General features: G+C 33.5%; 19 protein-coding genes and 2 pseudogenes. 17 read left to right on the top strand and 4 right to left on the bottom strand.

Annotated elements, in window-relative coordinates:
* Positions 1-8 precede the first annotated feature (8 nt).
* Together PR767_RS13770 and PR767_RS13765 are read right to left on the bottom strand one after the other, a co-directional pair.
* Positions 9-1,877 carry a glycoside hydrolase family 3 protein gene (locus tag PR767_RS13770; protein ID WP_272520453.1) on the bottom strand — a complete coding sequence of 623 codons (1,869 nt, stop codon included), beginning with the start codon at positions 1,875-1,877 and terminating at the stop codon, positions 9-11.
* A gap of 461 nt (positions 1,878-2,338) precedes the next feature.
* Positions 2,339-3,499, bottom strand: a pseudogene (locus PR767_RS13765) (IS3 family transposase).
* 1,565 nt (positions 3,500-5,064) lie between these two features.
* Between PR767_RS13765 and PR767_RS13760 the strand changes: the two are divergent.
* A complete protein-coding gene (locus PR767_RS13760; protein ID WP_272520452.1) occupies positions 5,065-5,442 on the top strand; it encodes a helix-turn-helix domain-containing protein in 378 nt (125 codons plus the stop codon).
* A gap of 431 nt (positions 5,443-5,873) precedes the next feature.
* On the opposite strand, the gene PR767_RS13755 is transcribed toward PR767_RS13760, so the two are convergent.
* The gene (locus tag PR767_RS13755; protein ID WP_110592978.1) at positions 5,874-6,176 is read right to left on the bottom strand and encodes a helix-turn-helix domain-containing protein; all 303 of its coding nucleotides are present in this window, start codon (positions 6,174-6,176) and stop codon (positions 5,874-5,876) included.
* Between the two features lie 1,486 nt (positions 6,177-7,662).
* Between PR767_RS13755 and PR767_RS13750 the strand changes: the two genes are divergently transcribed.
* The 13 genes from PR767_RS13750 to PR767_RS13690 all read left to right on the top strand — a co-directional run bounded on the left by PR767_RS13750 (position 7,663) and on the right by PR767_RS13690 (position 18,913).
* A complete protein-coding gene (locus tag PR767_RS13750) occupies positions 7,663-8,004 on the top strand; it encodes a helix-turn-helix domain-containing protein (protein ID WP_123382859.1) in 342 nt (113 codons plus the stop codon).
* 72 nt (positions 8,005-8,076) lie between these two features.
* Positions 8,077-8,607, top strand: coding sequence for a fimbrial protein (locus tag PR767_RS13745; protein ID WP_110592980.1), 531 nt, complete (start codon positions 8,077-8,079; stop codon positions 8,605-8,607).
* Between the two features lie 76 nt (positions 8,608-8,683).
* Entirely contained in the window at positions 8,684-9,220 is a 537-nt protein-coding gene (locus PR767_RS13740; RefSeq protein WP_110592981.1) for a fimbrial protein, read from the top strand.
* A 100-nt stretch (positions 9,221-9,320) separates the two neighbouring features.
* Entirely contained in the window at positions 9,321-11,990 is a 2,670-nt protein-coding gene (locus PR767_RS13735; RefSeq protein WP_272520451.1) for an outer membrane usher protein, read from the top strand.
* A 52-nt stretch (positions 11,991-12,042) separates the two neighbouring features.
* Entirely contained in the window at positions 12,043-12,819 is a 777-nt protein-coding gene (locus tag PR767_RS13730) for a fimbria/pilus periplasmic chaperone (RefSeq protein WP_198634036.1), read from the top strand.
* A 47-nt stretch (positions 12,820-12,866) separates the two neighbouring features.
* Positions 12,867-13,475, top strand: coding sequence for a fimbrial protein (locus PR767_RS13725; protein WP_272520450.1), 609 nt, complete (start codon positions 12,867-12,869; stop codon positions 13,473-13,475).
* A gap of 9 nt (positions 13,476-13,484) precedes the next feature.
* The gene (locus PR767_RS13720) at positions 13,485-14,021 is read left to right on the top strand and encodes a fimbrial protein (RefSeq protein WP_272520449.1); all 537 of its coding nucleotides are present in this window, start codon (positions 13,485-13,487) and stop codon (positions 14,019-14,021) included.
* A 15-nt stretch (positions 14,022-14,036) separates the two neighbouring features.
* Positions 14,037-14,534: a fimbrial protein gene (locus PR767_RS13715; protein ID WP_166685613.1), complete on the top strand. Its 498-nt coding sequence runs from the start codon at positions 14,037-14,039 to the stop codon at positions 14,532-14,534.
* Positions 14,535-14,544: 10 nt separating this feature from the next.
* A complete protein-coding gene (locus PR767_RS13710; protein ID WP_272520448.1) occupies positions 14,545-15,042 on the top strand; it encodes a fimbrial protein in 498 nt (165 codons plus the stop codon).
* Positions 15,043-15,104: 62 nt separating this feature from the next.
* Positions 15,105-15,563 carry a fimbrial protein gene (locus PR767_RS13705; protein ID WP_336297927.1) on the top strand — a complete coding sequence of 153 codons (459 nt, stop codon included), beginning with the start codon at positions 15,105-15,107 and terminating at the stop codon, positions 15,561-15,563.
* Between the two features lie 23 nt (positions 15,564-15,586).
* Positions 15,587-16,129, top strand: a complete 543-nt coding sequence (locus PR767_RS13700; RefSeq protein WP_272520446.1) for a fimbrial protein — start codon at positions 15,587-15,589, stop codon at positions 16,127-16,129.
* Positions 16,130-16,236: 107 nt separating this feature from the next.
* Positions 16,237-17,178, top strand: a complete 942-nt coding sequence (locus PR767_RS13695; protein WP_272520445.1) for a hypothetical protein — start codon at positions 16,237-16,239, stop codon at positions 17,176-17,178.
* Between the two features lie 1,447 nt (positions 17,179-18,625).
* Entirely contained in the window at positions 18,626-18,913 is a 288-nt protein-coding gene (locus PR767_RS13690; RefSeq protein WP_198634028.1) for a helix-turn-helix domain-containing protein, read from the top strand.
* 374 nt (positions 18,914-19,287) lie between these two features.
* Here the strand turns inward: PR767_RS13690 and PR767_RS13685 are convergent, their stop codons facing one another.
* Entirely contained in the window at positions 19,288-22,500 is a 3,213-nt protein-coding gene (locus PR767_RS13685; RefSeq protein ID WP_272520444.1) for a hybrid sensor histidine kinase/response regulator, read from the bottom strand.
* A 306-nt stretch (positions 22,501-22,806) separates the two neighbouring features.
* On the opposite strand from PR767_RS13685, the gene PR767_RS13680 reads away from it, so the two are divergent.
* From PR767_RS13680 to PR767_RS13670, 3 genes and pseudogenes are all read left to right on the top strand, one after another.
* Positions 22,807-23,793, top strand: coding sequence for a YbgA family protein (locus tag PR767_RS13680; RefSeq protein WP_272520443.1), 987 nt, complete (start codon positions 22,807-22,809; stop codon positions 23,791-23,793).
* A gap of 1,066 nt (positions 23,794-24,859) precedes the next feature.
* Positions 24,860-25,240 (top strand): annotated as a pseudogene (locus PR767_RS13675) (Fic/DOC family protein); the annotation flags it as partial.
* A gap of 564 nt (positions 25,241-25,804) precedes the next feature.
* Positions 25,805-26,530 carry a tyrosine-type recombinase/integrase gene (locus PR767_RS13670; protein ID WP_272520442.1) on the top strand — a complete coding sequence of 242 codons (726 nt, stop codon included), beginning with the start codon at positions 25,805-25,807 and terminating at the stop codon, positions 26,528-26,530.
* Positions 26,531-26,950 lie beyond the last annotated feature (420 nt).

Raw genomic sequence — 26,950 nt, 5'->3', positions numbered from 1 at the left:
GACTAATCTTAATAAGATAAACCATGGCCATAAGGGTAAAGAATATCAGTGTCCTCAGGTGATTTTATATTGACAGGTAACTTACCTTTTGGAGTATTGATAACACCTTGCGTTGGTGTTGAAAGTAAGGAATTTAAACCACCACGAATATTAGTCTCTAAACTATTTCTCACATTATTTGTGACATCGAAGCCAGTGATACCATAAATGGCAATATTTGCATTTACGTTTTCTAGATACGCAATATCATAAGGATTTCGCGTTGAAATAACGACAAGTGGAACATTATTTTTATTAGCAATATTAATTATTTTTTGTGCATTTTTAGGTTGTAATGCAAGGTTATACGTCGCTAGGAGAACGAAATCCTGCCCCTTAATTATCTTTTCTATTTCATTTTCACTAAGGTCATCCGCCATCATTTTCACGACATGATCTTGGGTGGTAATTTTGATATCAGACTGGTTAGCAATATTCGCAAGATGTTTTTTAATTAATTCATTTCTTGGTTTTTCATCTGAAAAAATAATGAGGTTGTTATCACCCTTAAGTGAGTACGGTAAAACCCCTTCGTTCTTAATTAAAGTAATCGCATTTTCAGTCACCATATCTTCAATATTTTTATTGAAAGGCGAGGCTACTATTTTTTTAGCCTGCGCTATATCTTTCTCATCTGCACTAATTTTATTTTTTAATTTCGTCAAAACGACACGTTTTGCTGATTCATTAATACACTTTTCCAGCTCTTTATTTGTTTGTGCTTCTTTCTTTAAATAGTCATAAAGTCCATCAAGTTTTGTTATATGTTCAGGGTTAGAAAGCTCTAATGGCATTAAGATAATATCATTACCCGCTAAGATGGCTTGTTTGACAGCCCAATTGCCATCAAAATTTTTAGAAATTGCCCCCATATCCATGGCATCCGTCATAATTAGCCCATTAAAGCTCAATTCATCACGTAAAATATCCGTTAAGATCGCTTTAGATAAAGTGGCTGGAGTTCCAATTTCCTCTCCATTCAATGCCGTTATTGTATTATTGTCTAAGGAAGGAACAATAATATGCGCGGTCATTACTGCATCACTGTGGTTGATTGTATTTTTAAATGGGACTAACTCAACACTTCGCCAAGTTGCTGCATCAATAGGAATGATAGGGAGTGAAAAATGGGTATCTGATGAGACATTACCATGACCTGGAAAGTGTTTTATCGCCGTAAGAACAGGATATTTGTGTATCCCCATTATATAACTATTAGCGAGTTCAGTTACCAATTGAGGATTGTCTGAATATGAGCGCACGCCAATTACAGGATTATTTTGATTATTATTAACATCAACAACAGGACCAAAATTAAAATTAAAACCTAAATGAGATAATTCATATCCGTGGATCATCCCTGTTAGTTCAGCTAAGCCTTGAGAACGCGTCGCCCCTAACGCCATATTTCCCGGCATCTCTGTACCTTCGCGCAAACGAGTAACATATCCACCTTCTTGGTCAGTACTAATAAATAGTGGAAGATTACTTCTGGATTTTTGTAGCGCATTAATCAAATTAACTGTTTGAGGCGTATCAATTAAATTTTCTCTAAATAGGATGATTGAGCCTAAATGATATCTCTTAATGATATTTTCAATTTGTTCATTTGATTGAATAAATGGTTTTTTATTTCCCTTATTATCAACGCCCCAATATCGAAAATCTGGCATCAATAGCTGTCCAATTTGTTCTTCTAGGGTCATTGAATCCACAATAGTATTTGTGGAAACCTCAGGGTCACTCCAATATGTCTTTAATTTTTCATCAGGAATAATTTCAGCATAGGATAGGGATGTAGAAATTACCAACGATAACGAAACCAATACTTTTTTCATTTAATGTACCTATTTATTATTTACTTATTTTTACTTATAAAATAAGTTTTTTGATTAATATATCTGTGACATCACTCTCAATTAGAACTATTCCACTTTGCAATAAGAAGGGAATAATTAAATCAAAAAATAATATTTCACAATGAGATAACTTACAAATAGACGAGCTCACTCAGGAATATAAAAAAACAGAAAGGAATAAATCAATTGTAAGTATATGTTACAAGATAATATAAAATATAATTCTCTAATCAGATCCATCGGGGGATTCGAACAAAAAAGTACGGTTCCACTTTTGGTGATTTATTTAAATCATAAATTTTTTCATGCCTGTGCAATCTAAGAATACTTTAATACCTGTAGCCAACGATATAATGTTGGTATTTTAGCGACATATGGAATATCTTATTTCTGAGTTGGTAGATAGCTATTAAAAAGGGCTGTAAACGGTTTATTTGACCCTATATTTCCAGAAACTTTTTATCACTTATTTCATTATGAATTCGACACTGCAGGAACTTTAGCTGAGAACGATGACTCAGAGAACTGTGAGAATACCATTCATTCTAATGCTTGAAGGCTACTGTAAGATTCTTTACTGTAGTTAATCTATTAGGCTTTGGCATTAAACTTATGTAATCTCTCTTCATGATTTTTATAAAGCTTTCTGTAATACCGTTACTTTGGAGACTATCTACCGCTGTATGCCTAGCGGATAAACCAACTCGTTTAGGGAACCACCGCGCTTCATGGGCTCGATATGTTGAAATATTATCTACAACCACTCTACTGGCTTTGTCGGTAACCCGTTACCGAAGCGATGCTCCACTGCGCCTATCATGATATCTTACAAGGTTTCACTGTCAAAGCCTCTCGTACTAGCTGCCCAATGCACTGTTTTTCGAACACAACAGCCTAAAGCGAACGTGACGCACTGTTTTATACCATTATCACATTGGAATTCAAAATTATCTGAACACCAACGTTGGTTGCTTTCATTCACCGCCACTTTTGTTGTATGAACTTGTTTCTAGACAGAGATTGCGGGTTTACGTTCCAACAATAACGCTGACTACTTCATGATACTGTAAACATGTTTGTCATTAATTAGAGCGATATTTTCATTCTCAGATTGCCGACGTCACATCGGCCTGACCCGGCGATAGCCATACGTAAGCAGCTTACCAATAACATTATGTATACGAGCAAGCGCATCGCTACCATCTTGAGGTCTTGTCTTTCCAATCACTTTTTCGTTTTACTAAAACGTATAATTGCACTCGTGACACACATAAGGTTCGGTCACTAGGCTTCTTTTCCATCCTCGATTAATAAGGGGACGGGCACTATCAAATTTTTTTCTCGGCCATACCTGGTTGCTTCTTTAAGAAGTTAATTCTCCATTGTTTTTTTGCCGAGCAACTGTTGTAGTTCTTTAATTTGCTTTATAGCTGAGTCTAGCTAAGAGGCACTAACAGCCTGCTCACTTGCTGTCACCGGGTCAGACTTCGTTCTTGATACTGTTTATGTCAAAGGAAAAGCTGACTTGCCATCACACCATGTTGTCGATCAACCATGGAAACACTCATACCTGACTTAAAACTTTGCTGAGTAATGGCCATTTTTTCTTGTGGGGAACGTCATTTTCTGCATTCAGGACCTAATATCTCGAATATGTTATCTTCAAGAACTAGTCTAAAAGCTAGTATTAAGACTATCACTAATTTAAGTGATACGAACTCCCTGGAGACCTAAGGGATCAGTCAAACGTATTTATTTTAAGATCAATAATTTTCTCCCATTAACTAGTGTGTATGTAGAACACTTGTTGCAAATCAAGTTATGAGATAGAGCTTTTTTACTCAAAACTGGCTACACAACATAAATACGCTATTTATTAGGCGCTCTTTATCTAGCGATTGAACATAGTAAAAATACTTAATTTGATGATAAATTTCGACTTTATCCGTATTAATGACTCAAGTAATTTGTCGTTCTTAGCTATGATCTAGTGTATTTGAAATATAAAAATCCCAATTTGATTTCTCAGTATTGGTTTCGATATGATTTTCTTTAAAGTGCATTTAATTCAGAAGGTTACCGACTAATTATGAATAATACAGCCTAGCAAACATCGATGGTTATAACTAATTAATATTAGTGTATGAAAAATAGAGTCTATATGGGGTATTTTTTTCTCTCATATTAATGTGCCAGCTTTAACTCACTAAAAGGGAGCTATCGTTAGTTAAAGAGACATGAGTTAGCTAAGTATCAAATGAGATAAATGGCTGAATTAATACAGTTACAATTTACTCTATGTGTGAGTATTTGTGGCGCTTTATAGAACAATACAATTTTTAGTTATCGAATGTAAAATATTATCTAAATAAAATTGGATAATAAAAAAGGTGATAGAACAAGTAAAGAGAAAACACATAAACTAAAATATGAGTTCATATGTATCCAGTATGAAGTATTTTATTGATTTTAATTAATTATTTTATGTCATTCTTCGATATTTTTATGTGTAATCTTTAGGTGTAACGATAAAACGTCCATTAAATGGCATATCAAGTTTTATGATTATTTAGCCTCTAAATATACGGGAAGTATAGCGGGTTATTTTTTTAATGATATTACATTTTCTGAATGTGAATATTTATTATATATAGCTGGTTATAAATAGTACTAAAAATCTTGACTCAATAGAAGCTTTGTTAATTTTCTTTAGTTAAAATCCAGTAAAATCAATATGTAATGATTTATTCTGTGCTTTGCTTGAAATGTGTAATAGAGCTATGAGCATTAGAAATTGACGTATTTGAATAAGTTTTATTATGTCTAATTATGAAAAAATATTACATACAGATTTTTATTCTTTATTTTTTCTTTATTTTGATTGTTTTTGGGTTAATATTCTTTGTTATTTGTTTGTTTTATATTGTTTTTTAGTTAATGAGTTACTTTAGTTACTGTCTTATTTGGTTTTTTTGAAGTTAAGAATGGTGCTGTTAATATATTAATGTTGTATGAGTAGTGTTTTTTGAAGTTTGATTTTGATTTTGATGGATACTATAGTTGTTTATCTTGATTTGTGTCTTCTATGTATATGATGTATAAAAAGTCACTAATAAGTACATCTGTTTATATGAGTCTTTAATTCAACTTCTTTATGAGTTAAATCATGGATAGTGCCGAAGAAAAAAAATTTATTAATATTAGTTATCCTATATCAGAATTTGCCTATGAAATTGGAAGAGAGATCTATAGATTACGTAAGGCAAAAGGGATTACAGGAAAAGAGCTTGCCAAAATGCTAAAGGTGTCTCAGCAGCAAATTTCTCGTTATGAAAGAGGTGTTTGCTATATGAACTTTGACACTTTTTTGTTATCTCTCTTTTATTTAGATGAAAATTTTGATGGTTTTTTCTTCAAAGTATGGGGGAATCTTAGTAAGAAAAACACAACGAAATATAGAAAATATGGGTCTGTTTTTAACTCATTAAAAATTATTAACGAGTTTAGCGAGCATTTTTCTGAATCTTTTTGTAAGAGTAAATGAAATTATCTTTTTATAAAGATTATGAATAGATTTTTTAATGGTTTTTAAATAATGTTGAATTGAAATTTTTGATACATAAGGTTAAATTTAATTACTTTAGTACGTTAACTTTATATCTTCACGCTTACTCATATTTTTTATTTGTTCGTAATTTATTTTTGAATGTCTATTTTGGTAAGTAAACAATTATTTTTATTCTTTATCTTTAACTATTTTGTAAATTAATTAAAGATAAGAATGTTATCAAAACTGTTTGATAGCCAATTTAATAATTTTCTAGTGCTTTAGAGTAAATTTATTTTAAAATGATAATAATTATTGCTAGGAGGTGCGGGGATATCTTTATACATGAGACTATATCATGGAGCTGTCATTTATCAGTTAATGATAACAGCTCCATGATCATAAACTAAAATTTATCTAGTTATTTTTCAGTGAGATAATTCTACTTGAAAGAAATCATTAACATAGCATTCATTTCTCTCACTTTGATTTTTCATCCTCTTAATTTCTGAATTTAATTCAGAAAAGAAATGATTAATATCTACTTGTAATACCTCTAAGTAATTAATTATAGTATCTAAATCAATTTTATTTACACCTTTTTCATATCTAAATAGTTGCTGATCACTTTTATTTAATTTAATAGCCATGTCGTGAATTTTATATCCATGTGATACTCTTAGTTCTTTAAGTTTACTTGCAGCTAAATCTGATATTAATAACTTTTTCATTATTTATCTCCTTTGTTTTTTTCGTCTTTATAATACTAGTTTACTGATGATTATAAAGTGAAATTTATTTATTGTTTAAGAATTATTTAAATTGTACATTAATGATTTAATTGTAAAGGCTAATCATTAATAAATGGAATTTGTATTTTAATCTTTTGTTTCAACTAGTTTTTTTATTAATGCTCCTTCTTGGATATATTAACAATTAAATATAATTATTTATTTGGGTTGATAATAATTCACTTGCATTCAGAGTGAATAGTATAGAGATCTAGAAAAATTCAATTGTTATGATGTTAATTGGTAGTTAAAGAATAGCTAATTTAATTTTATATGATATTTATAGGTGACTATTAATATTGAAATTCTTATGATGAGTTAAGTTTTAAAATGATATTTTATATGTTGATTTTTAATAAAAAAAAGACATAACTAAGTAATTGCGGACATCATGCCAATCACCTTTAAATAAGTTGTTAAGTATAATAATTGTTAATAATATTATTATAAACGTTACTAAAAATTTGCTTGATTTTTTTATCATTAAATATTCATAAGTTATTTGATTTTCTATAAATATATCACATTGAGAATGAATGTAAAATTCAATTAAATATACTAACCTAGTAAATTATCACTTTAGTTATTAGTGTATTGGGCTTTGATACGTTACTTTATAGTAAAGATTGAAGGGAGGGGGAGCGCAATTTTTAAGTTAAATATTAATATGATGAGGTTACATTTAACGTATATTATTTTTTTAGTTGTGACAGATTAAATAATTACAAAAAAAATTCATACATATACATATCACTCATTATATACCCACTATCATTAAAGCATAGATAATACATATTATTATGTGTATATCCACATGAACTATAGTGATAATTTAAGTTTTTATTCTGTGATGGTTGGGGATTAATAGTATGATGTGTGGTCATTTTATGATGTAAAAATTGGTGAGTGTAAGATAAAAAGCAAATCACATATAAAATATGTTAGATAATATTTCATTTTTACTCGTTTGATGGGTTGGCAATAAAATATTGATAATTAATAGTTATCTTTCATTTTTTCAGATTTTTGCTTTTTTTTTAACGCTTAAAAGGCGTAACTCCTGATTGTTTTTCATTTATTTATTACATATTAATATAAAGTATTAATAAATATTAATTTCAGGTTAAAATTTTGTTTTTTGTTTGCTTGTTGAATTATAACACTATGGTAATGTTATCAAATTGTGATTGTTTAAAATTTAAACAAATGGGTTTTATTTTTTAATCGCATGATATTTAAGTGAATTTTTTGATTATTAAAAACTGTAACATTTAAATATTTAAGTAAATGTGCGAGGAGTGGGAGTTTGCTTTTAAAAGTTCACTCTTTATAATTGTACCCGTTCAGCTAAGTCCGTTTCGGATATTATATTTAATTACTAATTTTAAATTGGTAATTATTTTCATTTATTGGAAAGATTACTAATATGAATTTTGAAGAGAGTAGAATTAATAGCCAGTGCGACAATCAGGATAATCAAGTTTCAACTTACTGTGGAGCTGTTATTAAACAGATAAGAAGAGAGTGTGGAATGACTGGCGCTGAACTGGCAAAGAAACTAAATGTTTCACAGCAACAGATGTCTCGATATGAACGAGGTATTAATAAAATCTCAGTAGATATGTTATTTAATTTATCAATAGCATTAAATGTTCCATTTGAGAAAGTAATTAAACATGTTTTACTTGAGATGGAAAAATCAAATTCTGATGACGCATTAATGTTGAAAAAATTGATAGCGGCTTCTGATACTGTCTACTTTTATTAATTATAGTAGAAGAAATATTTTGTAGTAATAGAAATAAATCAAGTTGTTTATTTATAATTCATTGAGGAATATATGAAAAAATTATTTTTATTAGCATTAGTTTCTAGTGCTATGAGCACTTCTGTACTTGCTGCAGATATGGGGCACGGAAAAGTGAATTTCAAAGGCTCTATTATTGATGCACCATGCTCTATTTCACCAGATTCAATTGATCAAACTGTTGAGTTGGGCCAAATATCAAATATGGCGTTAGTGGATGGTGGTAAATCTAGTCCACGTAGTTTTGATATTGCTTTAGAAAATTGTGATGTAACAGCATTAACAAAAGGCGTTCAATTAACATTTAGTGGTGCAGCAGCTTCATTTGATAATACGAATAAAACGTTAGGTATCGTTGGTACTGGTTCAGGTGCTGGCGTACAAATTACGAATGGTAGCGGCAATATTATTACTTTAGGTACACCAACGCCATTCCAAAATATTCAAGATGGCAATAATACTCTGCGTTTTTCTGCGTATTTAATGGGTAATGGCGGTGATATTAAAACGATTACCGCAGGTGAATTTAGCTCCGTAGCTGACTTTACACTGTCATACGAATAATTGTTGTTTAGTAGCCAGCAAAAAAGGACATTTTGCTGGTTTATTTTAAAGGGAAGCCTGCGTAGAAGAGGAAGCAATGAAATATTTAACGCTCAGTAAACTGCTTTCATTGAGTCTCAGTATCTGTGCCCTCATCGATATTTCCCCTGCCACTGCGTTAGGCTCAGTAAAGATGAATGGCAGTATCATTGAAACGGCCTGCGCTATTGATGTAGGGAGTCGTGACCAAACTATTAATATGGGCAGCCTCTCTCTCAGTGATATCCGTCGAGATGGACAAGGACCTACACATCCGTTTGTTATTAAGTTAGTTAATTGCGTTCTTGAACGTCAAAACCCAAATAAACCTAATTGGCAATACTTTAGAGTCACCTTTGATGGTGCACATCAACGCGGATTATTTAGTGTGAATGGACAAGCCAAAGGTGTCGGATTGCAAATTCAGCGCAATGACGACGGAGCAATTATTGTTCCAGGACAGGCTCTGTCTCCTCAAACATTAACACAGGGCTCCCATGATTTAGCTTATGAATTAAAGTTGGTGGCTAATCATGCTCCATTAGTTTCAGGACAGTATTACAGCCAATTACGCTTTAAATTGGATTATGAATAATCCATTAATTGATTTTAGATGCCGAAATCCACACTTGGTTTTGCATCAAAATTAAAAGCTAAATGATTTTATTAATAAAAAAAGAAATAAGAAGGTCGAGATGATGGCCCTAGGTTATATTCATATGCCGTTGTTACGGATAAGCCGTCCTCGGTTGACAGCAATGCTTGTTGCTGTGTCCTTAAGTTGTAACAGCTATGCTGAGCAGATTGAATTTAATACGGATATTTTGGATGTTAATGACCGCGCAAATATTGATTTAGCCCAGTTTTCGCGTCCGGGCTTTTTAATGCCGGGTGAATATCGTTTTTCTATTTTTATAAATAAACATCAATTACCGGAACAAACCGTATTTTATTACGTCCCCGACGGCCAGCCAGATGAGAGCGTTGCCTGTTTAAGCCCTGTGTTAGTTGAGCAACTAGCGCTTAAACCTGATTTATTGCCAACATTAAAATGGTGGCATGATGGTCAGTGTTTATCACTCGATAGCTTACCGGGTACGGAAGTTAAAGGGGATTTAGCCGCTTCTGCTTTGTATATCAGTTTACCCCAAGCCTATTTGGAGTATACAGCCGAAAACTGGGATCCGCCTGCTCGCTGGGAGGATGGATTACCCGGCGCCCTTTTTGATTATAACCTCAATGCTCAGGTTGGTCAGCAAACTCGGGGCGGACAACGAACAAATGCTAATGTTAGCGGCAATGGTGTTGCGGGTGTGAATTTAGGTGTGTGGCGTATGCGTGCGGATTGGCAACTACGTTTAGACAAGCAGCAAGGTCAAGGTACTTCCCGTTCATTAGATTGGACGCGGTATTATGTCTATCGTGCAATTAAATCTCTCGGAGCAAAACTCACCTTAGGTGAAGATTATTTAGCTTCCGATATTTTTGACAGCTTTCGATTTACGGGGCTGAGTTTGATCACTGACATCAATATGTTACCGCCAAATCTACGGGGATATGCTCCCGAAATAACGGGGGTAGCCAAAAGTAATGCTACTGTTATCGTGAGTCAGCAAGGCCGTATTATTTATCAAACGCAAGTTGCTGCAGGTCCTTTTCGTATTCAAGACTTAAATGATGCGCTATCCGGTGAGATTAATGTTGAAGTTAAAGAACAAGATGGAACTATTCAAACGTTTACAGTGAATACAGCCAGTGTTCCTTACCTCACTCGCCCTGGGCAATTGCGTTATAAGCTTGCCGCTGGACGCCCAACTGATTGGCGCCACCAAGTGAGTGGTGAAACATTTGCGAGCGGCGAGTTTTCGTGGGGAGTCAATAACGGCTGGTCATTGTATGGTGGCGGTGTTGCTGCAGAGAATTACGCTTCTGCAGCGGTCGGTATCGGTCGAGATTTAATGATGTTTGGCGCGCTGTCTTTTGATATCACCCATGCGCGTTCACGGTTAAAAGGGTTAAGTGAAGTCGGTGATAAAACGTATCACGGTAATTCATATCGTTTGAGCTATTCAAAACGATTTGATGCCTACAATAGCCAAGTGACATTTGCGGGATATCGCTTTGCTGAACAAGGTTTTATGAGTATGTCTGAGTACTTAAATGCACAGTCTACGGGTGTCCGCCAGTATAGCAGTAAGGAAATGTATACGGTTTCCTATAACCAACAATTTCCGGAGTTGGGGCTCAGTGCTTATATAAATTATTACCATCAAACCTACTGGGATCAGCCTGATAATGACCGTTATAGTCTGTCTTTAGCACGCTATTTTGATATCGGTAAATGGAAAAATTTAAGTGTTAACTTGACGGCTTATCGAAATCGGTATCGGCAGACTAATGATGATGGCGCCTACCTTTCCCTTTCATTGCCTTGGGGGGAGAGTGGTTCGCTTAGCATGAACAGCAGTTGGGATGAGCGTGATAATTCTCAACGAGTTAGTTATTACGACCGATTAGATGAACGGACTAATTACCAATTAAGTACCGGATGGTCTCGTTCTGGTGGGTTAGTGAGTGGTTATTACACGCATCAAGCTGATTTGGCACAAATCAATGCAAATGCCACTTATCAGCAAGATAGATATCGTTCTGCTGGCTTATCACTTCAAGGTGGTTTTACGGCGATTAAGCAAGGTGTGGTGATGCATCGTGGTAATCAGCTTGGGGGGACTCGAATTTTTGTTGATACGGATGGTGTTCCTGATATTCCATTACGAGGTTATGGCTCAACCATACGAACAAACTATTTTGGTCAGGCTGTATTAACAGACGTGAACAGTTATTACCGTAATCAAGTCAGTGTCGATTTAAATACATTACCTGAAGATGCTCAGGTATCACAATCGATTAAGCAAGGTACTTTAACAGAAGGTGCTATTGGCTACCGCCAGTTCGATGTTGTGGCTGGGCACAGTGCAATGGCCTTATTGCGTTTATCTGATAATAGTGTTCCCCCATTTGGGGCACAAGTTTTCAATGTGAAAGGCCAACAAGTGGGAATGGTAGGGGATGATGGGAGTACGTATTTAACGGGGCTCAACCCTAACGATAAGTTACAAGTTCGTTGGGATGATAAAGCACAATGTGAAATCACCTTACCTAAAATATTGCCGAAGAGCGACACATTGTTAACGAATTGGTTATTACCGTGTCATGCGACTGACATCTTACCTCTTGAGCAGACTGAGACGGTTGTTGAATCGGATGCGGTAAGTTTACCGTCATTCTCTACGCCTCATTCATTAACTTCTGGGGCATCGGATAAGCCAAATTTGGTCAGCTCAAAGAGCTGGTTAAGAAAATAAAAACGACATGATTGAAGAGGTTTATCTCTTCTTCATACTAAGGTAAAAGAATATGTTACAGAGCAATAAAATCAATAAAAGAAATCATCATCCTATTGCCACTTTTTTGGTTGGAGCAATGTTGATATCTACGACACTGTCTTCCGCACAAGCTGCAGTCGCTTTAGATCGCACTCGTGCAATTATGACGGGTGAAGATAAATCCATTAGCTTAAATATCAGTAATGAAAATAAGCAATTACCTTATTTAGCACAAGGTTGGATTGAAAATGCCCAAGGTGAAAAAATCACGGAGCCCTTTACGGTATTACCTCCCGTTCAGCGTGTTGAGCCTGGCGCTAAAAGCCAAGTAAAAATTCAAGCACTGCCGAGTGTAGCGTCACTGCCGCAAGACAGGGAGTCCGTTTATTATTTCAATTTACGTGAAATCCCACCTAAGAGTGATAAACCCAACACACTTCAGTTGGCGTTACAAACGCGAATTAAGTTGTTTTATCGCCCAAAAGCGATTATTCCAACTCGCCAACAGATGGAAAATCCATGGCAAGAAAAAATCACACTTACTCGTCAAGGTGATCAATACAGTGTAGAGAATCCAACGCCATATTTTGTAACGCTTGTTGATGCCGCTTCAGTGAAAGACGGAAAAACGGTCTCGGGATTTGAACCGTTGATGGTTGCACCTAAAAGCAGTTTGCTGATGGGGGGGAGTGCAAAAGCCTTAGGAAGTCAGCCTGTGCTTACTTATATCAATGACTACGGTGGGCGACCAACGTTGACGTTTACTTGTCAAGATAATCGCTGTCATGTGGTATCAGATAAACAGTAACTTCAAACAAGATGACGTTAAAGCAGATTTCAACGCAGGAGAGCATCATGAAAGAAGCCAATAAGATACCTCATTATATGATGGCGTACGGTTTAGGATTGTGCTTATTCAGTAGCACAGCCCTCAGTACTGAACTTGACAAAGTGGATAACTGGGATGTCGATGGGGCTAATGGCACATTGTATATACATGGGGCTTTAACGGAAAGTGCTTGCCGATTAGCGATGTCCTCCGCATATCAAACGATTGAACTCGGGACATTAGGCACGGCGCAATTACAGAAAGTCGGTCAAACAGGTACCCCTGTCGCGGTACAACTGCGTTTAGAAGATTGTTTAAGTGGTGAAAGTCGTAATCGTAATAAACTCGGCAACTTATTGTGGAGTCCTGATATGCCTGCGATGAAAATTCGTTTTTTAGCTGCGGCAGACAATCAAAACCCACAATTAGCGGCCGTTACGGGGGCGAAAGGAATTGCATTACAATTGAGTAATGCTTCTTATCATCCTCTTGCAATAGGGCAATACAGTACTCCTGAGCTTGTTTCTCCGGGACAGAATCAATTGACTTATTATGTTACCCCGATTCGCACTACAGCAGGTTTAAGTTCGGGAGCTTATCAGGCAATTATTCGCTTTCAGGTAAGTTATGATTAGGAGTCAACGATGTTATTGATACAGCATGTGACCGTAGGAATTAAAGGCCTTATTGTGTTCAGCGTTCTTTTTTTTAGCACGCTATTGTTTGGAAGTTTATTCTATGTCGTACATGCCGATACCGCAAATCTGAATTTAACGTTGACCATTACGATGCCCCCACAGTGCACGTTTAGTAGTGGTAGTTCAATACAAATTGTGCGTTTTGAAGAGGTACAACAAGGATTAATTGATGGGGTGAGTTATAAGCGAACCCCCATTGATACCGGATTATCTTGCAGTGCATTAGAAAAAAATGCGTTGAATATGACGTTGTCATGGGATCCAGTAACCTTTAATGGTGTTTCTGCTATCAGCACAAACCGAACAAATTTGGGTATTGCCATTTATCGGGATTCGACTCGCTTAAGTAACGGAGCGTCAATTAACTTTACTTACGGTAATCCGCCGAACTTGTATGCGGTACCGATAAAACCTAGCGGTATGATGCTCAGTGATGCGGGATCTTTCACTGGCACAATGACCGTGACGTTAAATTATCAATAAACGCGGGACTATTTCATGAATAATACTCTCTTTGTTAGGTATTTTATCGGCCTACTTTGTTTATTGAGTCCGGTATTATCACGAGCATTGGATGTCTATTTTACAGGAACGCTGGTTGTCACGCCGCCAGAATGTACCGTGAATAGTGGTACGGTGGCAGATGTCAATTTTGGCGATATCCATGAAACACTAATTGACAATAGCAGTTATAAACGCACACGTATTGATTACACCTTAAATTGTACGAATGTCTATAGCAATGCATTAAAAATGACGGTTAGTTGGAGCCCGATTACGCTCAATGGACAAAATGTCATTCGTACTGGTCGGACGAATCTGGGGATAGCGGTTTATCAGGATTCGACTCGATTAAGTAATGGTGATGTTGTGAATTTCACTTATGGTAGCAATCAGCCTGCGCTTTATGCGGTGCCAGTAAAACCCTCGGGAACGGTATTAACTGATGGCGGAAATTTTAATGGGACATTAACTTTTGTGGTGGATTACCGTTAAGGAGAACAAGATGAAATTTATTCACCGACAACAAGTGGCACTCTGCTTTTTTTGTGTAATAAGCTCTCCATTTGCATTGGGGTTAGGGGCAAATCTTTATGGTAATTTAATCGTGACGCCACCTGAATGTATTCTAAATAACAATAATCAAGCGGCGATTCATTTTGGTGATATTTTATTAACGCGCATTGACGGTAATAACTACTTACAAACATTGCCATTGAGTCTATCGTGTACAGGATTAGCAAAAAATAATCTGACATTGACCTTAGAAGGTGACCCTACATTGTTTAATAGCAATGGAGCATTAAAAACAAGCAATGATAAATTAGGCGTTATTTTTTATATTAATAATATCCGGCAAGCAATTAATCAGCCAGTGAATATTAATTATACCTCTTTGCCTTCTTTAAAAGCCGCGCCGATTAAAAATATGACGGCGGGCTTTAATGATACAGATGGTGGTAGTTTTACTGCGTTGGCAACATTAAAGGTGAATTATCAATGAAAAAATTACTGATAAGCACAAGTCAACGTTATTGTTATTTATGCAGTTTAGGGGGGCTATTCATGATGATTTCCTCAGCGGTGGAAGCCAGTTGGGTTTTTGATGGTACGCTAGTACTGCCCCCCGCCTGTGAATTAGGACAAACAAATCCTATACGCGTTTCTTTTGGAAAGGTGGGGGTGCGTAAAGTGGATGGGAATCTATTTAAACAAGACATTCCGTATCAATTGAATTGTCAAGGTGACTTAAATCAACCATGGAATGTGACATTGACGTTCAGTGGTACACTGGCGGGTACGGGATTTGATAATGCAACATTACGAACAAGCAGCCCGATGAATAACGGAAAATTAGGCATTCAAATTCAAAAGGACGGGATACCGTTAGAGCTGAACAAGGCGTTTGCCATTGATAGTTCAAATCCACCCAGATTATCGGCGGTTCCGGTTAAGCGTGCTGGAACTGAACTGGTTGGTGATAATTTTTCTGCGACCGGGACATTGACCATCGATTTTCAATGACACGATAAAAGGAAATGAAAAAAATGCAAATACCATTACATCAATTATGGCCTTTAGTCTTGTCACTGAGTTTAGTGGCTGTGCCGCTTTGTGCGCAGTCGGAAACCGTACAATTTGATGGAACGTTGGTTGAGGACGCTTGCGAAGTATATCCTGGCGATGAAAATATCGAATTGGATTTTGGTACTATTGTAGATAAATATTTGTATTTGAATACTCGAACACACAGTCAGCCATTTACAATTCGGTTAATTAATTGCGATTTAGTGTTGGGGAAAGAAGTTCAAGTGACCTTTATGGGAACTGAAAGTGCCGCTTTACCGGGATTATTAGCGCTTAATGCTGGAAGTCAAGCAAGTGGTATTGCCATAGGATTAGAAGCTGGAAATGGAACACCAATTTTATTGAATAAACCAAAAAACTATATTCAGCAATTACATATGGGGAATGGTAATAATCTTAATCTGAAAGCGTATGTACAGGGTGAACCTACTCCCTTATTGACTAAAACAATAGGACGAGGAGCCTTTGAAGCGACTACAACCTTTATTTTAGAGTATGAATAATTATTTGAATTTTTATATATGAATAAATTATCAAAAATATATTTTATAATTGAGATATCTTTTTTATAAAAAATAAAATCATTAATTTTAAATATTAGGATATATAAGTGAAAAATAAACTTAATATAATTATGGCTTTACTAATTCTAATAGTCAGTGAGCAAAGTATTGCAAAAAATGTTACCCTTACTCCAGGAAGTAGTGAGGCGACTACAGGTAGGGTTGTCTCCTCAAAATGGTTAGATTATCAGATAACTAATGGCAGATTTATAGGAAATTTAGAAATACGAGTTCGTCTAGTGCGAGCTTCGTTTTATAGTGGTTCAGCAGCTACTAGTTACAATTTGTCAGCTCAGGGCTCTCCTCTTACGGTAACGCCTTGTATATCAAATGATGCTGGATATGGTGGTTGTTATCATAGGACTCCTTTTCCTGTAGTAGGCTGTACTAGTGCAGATCAAGGGGATATTAACATTTGTATGAATCGTATAGTTGGCACTGAAGGAACGATAGTGATTCCAGTAAATGAATCGACATATCAGCTCTCTAGTCCTAATTTCTGTATGCGAAGTTATTTACAATATCCTGATGTTAAAGCCCCTTATCCTGTCGATAGCTTGAGCATTTATTTTGACCCATATACAGTTTGTGGCGAGGATAATGGCGCACCTCCTCCTATACCTGAGTTGACTGGTTCTGTATGTAACCTAAATAGCCAAAATTTAAATTTAAATTATTCATCAACAAGCTTGAATGTTGGAGGTATTACAAAAAGTACAAGTTTAAATGTCTCATGTACTACGGGTGCTCCCCAAGATTACCAATTAAAATTAATCGGAAGTAATGTAGTAGCTGGGCGTCTTAATTTTGGAAATGGTGTTTCTGCTCAAGTCTCGTTAAATGGGAGTCAAGTTGAAGTTAATGGCACAGGGATTCAATTAAACAGTTTAACTAGCCAAACTATTCCGGTAAGTGCTACGTTAACTGGTAATGCATCAGTATCTGGTGTTAGTCAAGCGACAGGAATATTAATATTAGAAGCGTTATAGATAGGGGTTAAACTACATTATTGTATTAACTAATTAACTAATTAACTAATTAACTAATTAACTAATTAACTAATTAATTTCTTTATCATTATATACTTGATTAGAAAGGATGTTAAATTTCAAAATAGACATAAAATTTATTTGGCTTCTAAATTTTGCTATTCAAAAAAATAATTTATATTAGATAATGAAAGGCTGATTTTTTCTTAGGATAGATTGTATAGATCTTTCCTAAGAGAAATTTTATTATTGATAATTTCACAATGTTGCTCATATATAAACGGTATTATACATGCATCATTGCATATGTGGTTGTAAGTGATTATTTTAAGCAGAGTAGTGATTTAGTTATAGATATGGCTGAGAATTAGATACTAAAATCATCGCTATCATTTTTTTTGTATATGTGTAATCTGTTAATTTTAAAATACATTCCTATGTTATGATTGTATAGTGATCAGAAATTAGATATGCTTTTTCATATGTTTTTATAAAAACTGTATTGAATGATTTAAATATGAAAGAATATATATAATTATCTTGATAGTATAATAATTACCCATAATATGAACTAAATACTCAATTTTCAGCTCTGGTTGTAAATGAGATAAGAGTGCTTAGAAAACAAATATTATTACACTTGTGTATGAAACAAAAGTCGAAGATGAGATTATTAATGAGTTTACCAATTTTCAAATAGAGATGAATATTAACGATGAACATGTGATAATTATTCAGTGTAAGGGTTTATTTTAGTATTTTATTAATAGGCGTAAATAGTAAATTGATTGTAGATTTTTATAACATTAAATCTACATATAAGTAATTTTTGTAATAGTTCTCTCTAGTGTAGTCTTTTCTAAAATATAATTCCTAATATCATTGGGCTTTAACATCATATCCGTTTCTTGCTTAACATAATTAATGCAATCATTATTATATATGAAATTTTTTTTTGGTTAAAAAATATACATATAAACAAGATTGCTGATGTTTTAATTTTGTTTTATTTGTGCATTTAATGTTTGTTAATTGTTTCAAAAAAATGTTATGTAACTTTTTATATCAAGAAATGGGTTAAATTTACAGAAACATAATATAACTAATTGAATATATTTGCTTTTTAAATCTGTCGAAATATGATGCATTATACATGTTAAAAAATGTTTAAACTTATGAGTATGTGTAAATATCAATCATTACGATCATTATTTTGCTAAAATTTAGTGAAAAATTCTTAACATAAGCTATTTTCAAGAGGGTTATCACAAAAATTTTTTTTATCACATTGTTTTTTATTAAATAAATTTTAAGGATTCAATTTTAGTTGTTTCCTATCATATAAAGACGATCATTTGATTTTTATTTCAAAATTACTACATTATTGAGTAAAATACATCTAATCACTCTATTTTAGCCGGTGATAAAATTTCTTATTGGAGTTGCTATGATAACTGTAAATGATAACGTTAACATTGTTGTGGGAAATCACTTTTCTAAAGCTGTTGCGTCAGAAATTGCATATTTAAGGAAAAAAAATGGTTATACAGGTAAAGAGTTAGCACAATATGTCGGAGTCTCTCAGCAGCAGATATCTCGCTATGAATCAGGTACAAGCAATATAAATGTGGGTACACTAGCGATAATTTTAAACATTTTGGGATGTTCTCTTGAGAAGTTTTTTAAGAAAGTTGATACTCGTATGAAAGAAGATATTCAATCATTGGTAAATTAATTAACTGATTTCTATATTTTTTATTTTTGTGCTGATGAAATAATACTGAATACAATATTTGTTATTGGAATTCTTAATAGAGCTACTTTGTAGAAGTGCAGGGAGACAGTAAAGTTGCTTTTAAAAGTGAAATTATCAGCACTCTTTGTTAGATTAAACCGAATTCTATAGATAAAACTATAGAGTTTGGTTTAATAATTAATTTAAAATGTGAAAATATAGAGTTTATAACCAGTACTATTTGCAGTTTAACTTCACTATTGAGTATTACCCAAAAATCATCAATTAATGGTAGAATTTATGCTAACTATTTCAAGTGATTGATTTAATATTGAATTTTTGGTATTGAAAGTAACTAACTGCTTTTGGTATTTTTAATCATACACTTCATTAAGTGATCTAATCCATTGTTCTAACCTATTGCATATATTTTTCCATTCATCTAAGTGTATTTTATCACTTTGCTGCTTTGTTAGTTCTATTTCTAATTTTTGTAATTGGGTAGAGATATCTTTTCTATTTACAATGCCTAAAGCCCCTCTTAAGCGATGTACTATTTGTTTCATATCATCACTATTTTGTTGTTCAATGGCGTCATTAAGCTGAGTGAGATCATTCTGTAAATACTCAATTATTTTATCTTTATCTTTTGTTTTTAGAGGATTAATAAAGCTTAAAGGTAAGTGCTCATCCGTAATTAACTTATGAACAAAATATTGTTCTAATAATTGAGATAATCGCTTCAATTCAAGTGGTTTAACAAGCCAATCATTCATTCCTGAATGAAGGCAACGCTTTTCTTCTTCTTTTAGCCCATTTGCGGTAACGCCAATAATTGGACATACGGCTCCTTCATCTCTTAATATTTGCGTTAACTGATATCCATTCATGTAAGGCATATTTACGTCAGTGAGTACAAGGTCAATATTTCCACTGTAGCTATCCCATATTGCTAGCGCTTCTTCACCATCATCAGCTAATAAAACATTACAGCCAAATAACTTTAATTGTTCTGTTAAAACAGCTTGATTTATCGGGTTATCTTCCGCAATCAAAACAGTACAATCATATAGTTGGGTATGTGTTGTTGTACTTGTTTCAGAGACGTCCTCATTGTTATATAGGCTCAAAAGTTGTTTTGATAAGGTATGAATATTGATATTTAAATCATGAATAATAATTTGTTCTCCATGAAATGTAGTTAATTTATCTATATTATCTGCACCTATACATAATCTAGCCGCTTCAATATTTTTTTCTTGAAGTTCGATTTCATCCAGCCACACATTTACCTCCCAATGAATTAACCAAGAGTAGATATTCTCAGTTATTTTTTGATAAGGTGTTTGTAACCAAATATTCATACCGTTCAAACTAGGCCATGTTGTTTGATTTGATGAGGGAGGAAGGGGGATCTGAACTGTAAATTTACTTCCTTTATTTATTTGACTCTCAACATTTATTGTTCCGCCCATTAGTGTAACTAAATGTTCGCAGATAAATAATCCAAGGCCGGTTCCACCATACGTGTGTTGATCTGTATGCGCTTGAAAGAAAGGTATAAACAGTTTCTCTTTTTGCGATGATGATAGGCCCATGCCTGTATCAACGACAGATATGTCTATCTGAGCATCTTCTGATGAAACATAAATTGTAATTGAGCCTGTTTTAGTAAACTTAATTGCATTACTTAATAAATTACCTAAGATTTGTTGAAGTCGATATCCATCACCAAATCTTTTTGGAGCAATCTTGCAGTCAATACAACTGAAAAGAAGTAATCCTTTCTTATCAGCTAAATGGGTATAGGTTTCTATGGTAGAATGTATCGTATCTAGTATATCAAAAGGCTGATTATGTAAATGCAACTGATTAGCTTCAATTTTACTCACATCAAGTATGTCGCTAATTAAATGCATGAGGAGTTGTGAGGTTGTAGATATACGATTTAAATATCGGTTTTGCTCCTCTGATAGCTCCGTTGTGGAAAGTAGTTCGAGTGTTCCGATTAAACCATACAGGGGGGTTCTTATTTCGTGGCTCATTGTCGATAGGAAGCTTGATTTTGCTCGATTAGCATCTTCAGCTGCCATTCTAGCTTTATCAAGTTGTTGCTCAATTTCTATTTGCTTAGTAATATCTGTAAATGCACATAAAATAACCTCTTGCTGTCTATAATATGTAGAGGTATAAGCAATATATAATGTAAATTCACCAGAGGTAAAAGATGAAATATTACCGTAACTACTATTTTCTATCGATAACGAAGATATAAATTGACGATATTCACGAGAATAAAAAGGGGTGTTATTTTTGGGTAATTTTAACCATATTTCAGCTAATGGATTTGCAAAAATAATTTTTTGATCGGTTTTAGAGATAACACAGATCCCAATAGGTGTTGTATCAACAAGTGTTCGATTAAATGATTCACTTTCAAGTAAATGATTTTGAAATTCAATGGCAGGTTCAAGGACTGTACGTTTATACCATAGCTGGTATAACCAACCACAAAGAAGGCTAAAAAATACAGCACCAATTAGGCTAAGCGGTAACCATAAATTATCATCAAAAAAAGAATGATATTTAACCTGATAATAGCCTATCCATTCACCTGTTTTATTTTGTAACTTTAGAAATAAGCCATCTTTAGTATAATTCAAACCATCAGTGAGACCTTCAGGCAGAGATGAAGAACCTAGCAGTTGTCCATATTGATGATGTATTAACCAAAAATTATGGTTTAGTGTTGGATTAAGGATCCTTTCTAAAACACTAATCCTCTGAGGATTAAAAAGTGTTACTGCATAGATATCTTTTGGTGATAACTCAGCACCTTGCCATAAGTTAAAGTCAAATCCAGCGGGAATAATACCGACTAAATCATTCCCTAGCTCTAGAGTATGTATCCAGATAATTTTATTTTCATACGTATGTTTACCAAGTTGCTCTTGTTCGTTTGAATAGTGGGTGAGTTTTTCTTTGATGTCGGGAATTGAGCGACGTACGGTTTCTGTTACTGTTTTAAAAAGCTCAGCGTCAATAGTTTCATTACCAGTAAGTGTATTCACTGCGGGTACACTGATACTGATATTATCATGTTCATTGACAAAAAATACAGCAGCAGCCGGGAAGTAAGATGAACCCCAAAATGTGGAGTAATAATCAGCTAGATAGGCACCTAATGAAAATAATATGCTAGGGACGTGTGTACATTCTAAGTTATTATCACAAGCTAAGGTGAATGGCATTCCAACTAATGTTTCTTTTCCTTCCAGTAAGCTTAAAGGCCATTCTTCTGGAGTTTTCTGATATTCTAATGAATAATTTCGGGTTTCTATCATTTCAGAGAGATGGTTATTTTCTTTAGCTAGCTCGAGTAAGAATCTCTCTTGTTCTCTTAAATATCCAATATATGATGAAAAATCAACCTCAAGGCGACGTTTTTCTTGTTCAATGATTCGCTCTGCACTCCAGAACAAGGCTGCAAGCAATACAAGAAGAAGAGGAAGAGCGACAAAAATCAAACTATTGAGTTGATTTGAGGTATGTGTAATACGTGAAAAAGGAGATGGATATTTTTTCATAATATTGATAATTTCTATACAATGACTATTTATAATATAGGATTATTTTTATGAACTGTCGATTTTTCTTAGCAGTTTATCTTACGGATAATTGAATTAGTCTAAGTTATTTATTGAATATCAAATATTGAGTGTCTCCTTTTAGGAGTATCAGTTATTTTTCGATTCTTAATAAGAAGGTCATTAAAATTGAAATGAATTATTTTTTCTATCATGTTTAAATATTTTAGAAAAATTATATAATTATGACCACTATAAATTTAATTTAACTTTATGATTTTTATGAATAATATTTGGAGTGTTAATATGTCGCGATCATCTGCTAGTAATGAAAAATTGAATCCTAAAAATAAAATAATTGTCGGTATTAGCTCTTGCTTATTAGGTCAGCAAGTTAGATTTGATGGTGGGCATAAACGATTAGCTTTCGCTGTTGATGATTTATCTGACTATTTTGAATATCAATCTGTTTGTCCTGAAATGGAAATAGGGTTACCAACACCTAGGCCTGCATTGCGATTAGTTAAAGAAAATGAAATTAAAATGAAGTTCAGTGATGGGCGTGAGGGAGATTTAACCGATAAAATGTTACAATTTTCTACGGAATATTTAGAAAAAATAAGTAATTTAAATGGTTACATTGTATGTAAAAACTCACCTAGCTGCGGTTTAGAGAGAGTTCGTGTATATGATCCCGTTGGAAACGGTAATAAAAAAGCAGGTACAGGCATTTTTACGAGTCAATTATTAAAAAATATGCCTTGGTTACCGATTGAAGAGGATGGACGTTTAAGTGATACTCACCTTAGAGAAAATTTTATTAATCGAGTTTTTGCATTAAGTGAACTTAACCATTTAAAAATAAACAATTTCACACGTCAATCATTAATAGATTTTCATACCCGATATAAGTTAGTTTTATTAGCTCACTCACAGCCACTATTCCGGGATCTAGGTCGTTTTGTAGCTACAAATAGAGATTGGAGCTCATTAGATACGCTTTTTGCCGAATACCGGAATAGATTTATGTCTATATTACAGCAACAAGCAACAAGGCGTAACCATACAAATGTCTTGATGCATATACAAGGTTATTTCAAACAGTACTTAACCTCTAAACAGCGCCAAGCATTGAGTCAGCTGATTTTAGATTATAGACATGGGATCCAGCCGTTATTAGCGCCATTAACACTGCTAAATCATTATTTATCGGAGTATCCAGATAGTTACCTTAGTAAACAAAAATATTTCAGTCCATATCCACAATCATTGAGACTTCGTTATGGGCTATAAATTAATTCTACATACACAAAACGCTCATCTTCAATATACTTTCTAATATGATTCATGGTGATATGTGATTATGTATTGCCATAATTATGTTTTGATTTATAGCTTACTAAGCATTATCAGCGATAAATAAAGATAATAATGACGTCATACTCAAATTAATCCTTGTAAAACTGACCAATATTTATTATATAAAGACTTGGTAAGCGATAAAATCATCTAAATAGATATAAATTACTCTAGTAAGGATAAAAAACATCGAGTATAGCAGTGTTGACAAATAGATCTACACCTTATCATTGGAATATTACGTTTATCAATAGATTCTTCTGTTAAGAATATCTGTGAAATATATTTATCGTTAAGATTTTTGATATTTAATGAAGAAAAATCAATAATATAAATATTTAATAGTAAATATAATGACTCATGTATCATTAAAAATGACAGCATGAAAAAGATCGGCTTATTTTAAAAAATTTTGAAATGATCAATATATTTAGTTTATGTTTTTCTAGAATAAAGCATGATATTAATCAATAATATTTTTTTCTTGAAAGGGAATAAAATTTTAGGTTTATTTATTTTTTAGCATATTAAAAATATGTTAAAATTAAAACCACAGAAAGTTGATAATATTTAATTTTTATCTTTATCTTATGTAATACTTGGTATTATACTAGAACATTTAAATTTCATTTTGAAGAGTGAAACTATGAGAACACCTGTATTAGTGACTAAAAAAAATTTGTTACATCTTTGGATAACTACAAAACAAGTCTATCTTATGAAGGTTTATCTTTGAAAAATAAAGAAAAAAAACTGTCTATTCCAGAGCTAAAATATAAATATGCACGATAAATATGGTATATACTGTTATTCAGACACTGACGTTCTTATTAATTTGCTTAATATACGTGATGTAGAAGTTCTTGAAGAGGCCGAAAATAGCTTTTACAACAGAGAGATATCTTTCATATCAAAGTGATAAATTCGATATTTCTTAATTTAATTTTTCTCATTTAAATTTTTTTATTTTTATTTTTATTTTTATTTTTATCTTTTTCAAGATGTTTATGAGTGGGCAGGTAAGATTAGGAAAGTGGATATTTCAAAAGGTAATACCCGCTTTTGTACTTTTTCAAGGATCGAACCTGAAGTAATAAAGCTTTTTAATAACATCCCACAACTTGCAGATCATACTCATCTTACTGATTTAGTTAAAGATTTGGTAAGTTTATTCTGTGAACTTAATCTACTCCATCCTTTTAGAGAAGGAAATGGACGTACATTACGATTCTTTTTTGAAGATATGCTTTTTGTACTAGGCTATGAAATAGCGTGGCCCAATATCTCTCAGAATGATTGGATAGATGCGAATATTGCTGGTGTTTATCTGGATCTTGAACCACTAATTGCCATTTTTACATCAGCTGCACAGCCTAGATAGTAATTATTATTTATCTTCACACCGTGGTGTCTTAAAAAGCTTGTTATTAACTTAAATCCTTTTTGGTTGTAAATCATACCTTGTTTTTCGTCAAAAAGCCTTAATATAGCTAAATCTTTCTATAATCAATTTTAAGCCATTTTTATCATTATTTAATGAATCACATTAGAAGTGGTTAGAAATCCTCTCCTAATAGGTTTTGTGAAGCCTGTTTTTTGACCAATCCTTTTTGTTTTTTATTATTGCGCTTTATCGTCATTCTCCGCAAATGATGTATTTCGCTTATTTTCCCTTATTTAGTACGATCGTTATGAGGATCTTCACTATATCTTGTTTTTTTGAATGATTAATATTATCCGTGTTATGTAACTTATTGCGGTTTAAGGGAAAAAACGCAATAATACCTAAATTTAGCAGAGTTAAAAATCGGCTCTAAAAGGTGAAAGGATCCGATGATCGTCATGCGCGTGTGCGCGATTTTTCTGTTACCGCGTCACCTTTAATTTCAATAGACGATAATATTAAAGGTAACTATAAGTATAGTGATTATTAAGGTAATGTATTATGTCTGCTTTTTTTCCGGTCAAACCTGAAAGTGGTAAATCAATTTTACAGCGACAATCTCAAGCCCTTTTACAAAATGGTTATCTAGAGCGTGTGCGACAATTACGAAATTTGGCCATTGCAGCAGAGTTAGATTGTCCAAAATATTTATTGGCCCCAGAAGTGAATCAACTTTTACAATTTATTCCCGATCTGCATCAGCGTACGTTGATTGATACGTTATGGAATACGGGCGCTCGTATCCATGAAGCGTTGGCATTAACGAAAGGGGATTTTTACTTAGATGAAGAAACTCCTTTTGTGGTGTTAAGGACACTCAAGCAGCGGGAAAGGCAAACAAGCGTTGGTCAAACAAAGGTTAAATCTCGGCCTAAACGGATTGTTGCACTCTTTGATCCTCAATATGTGCAATTGATGAAAAGTTACTTTGCGACGATGCGATTGAAGAATCAAAGCCAGATTTGGCCAATCCAAAGTGATAACACGGTCCGAAATTGGCTACGTTCTGCGGTTGAACAAGCGGAAGTGAATGGTGCTTCATATGTTGTTAATCCGATCACCTGCAAAACATTTCGGCACAGTTTTGCGATGCACCTCATTTTTAATGGTGTCCCGATGAAGGTCATCCAAGCATATTTAGGACATAAAAAGTCAAGTTCTACAGATATATATACGAAAATATTCACTCTAGATACGATGTTGCATTTTGATATTTCTTTTAGATAACTATATTGGAAATTATATTTTCAATATCATGGTGATTTCAGATTGAAATACACAGTTAAAATTTAATAATTATAATAAAAATCAATAAATTATAGTGACCAAAATGATGGGGAGAGTGATTTTTAAAGAATAATATTACATAAGTAAATTAATTTTAAAATAATAAATATTTACTTATTTAATTTTAATATTAGTAATTTTTTTTACTAAATATAAAATATCTTCTTAATTTTAATTTTCCTAAGATCTATTAACATTGGCGATTTCAGACTGAAATACATTCCCGTTTTTATAATTAACTGTATATTTATCAATTCGTTATGGTTTATTTCTTGATGGGGATAAAATAATTCTGAAAAGGTTGTTTACAATATCTAACTTATGTAGGATTATTCTTTCTAGTTAAGAATGCTGCATACG

Origin of the sequence: Providencia sp. PROV223 (genome assembly GCF_028479245.1) — a bacterium.
Lineage (GTDB): Bacteria > Pseudomonadota > Gammaproteobacteria > Enterobacterales > Enterobacteriaceae > Providencia > Providencia rettgeri.
The sequence above is the reverse complement of the archived record's forward strand: the minus strand, read 5'-3'. Positions and strand labels throughout refer to the sequence as shown.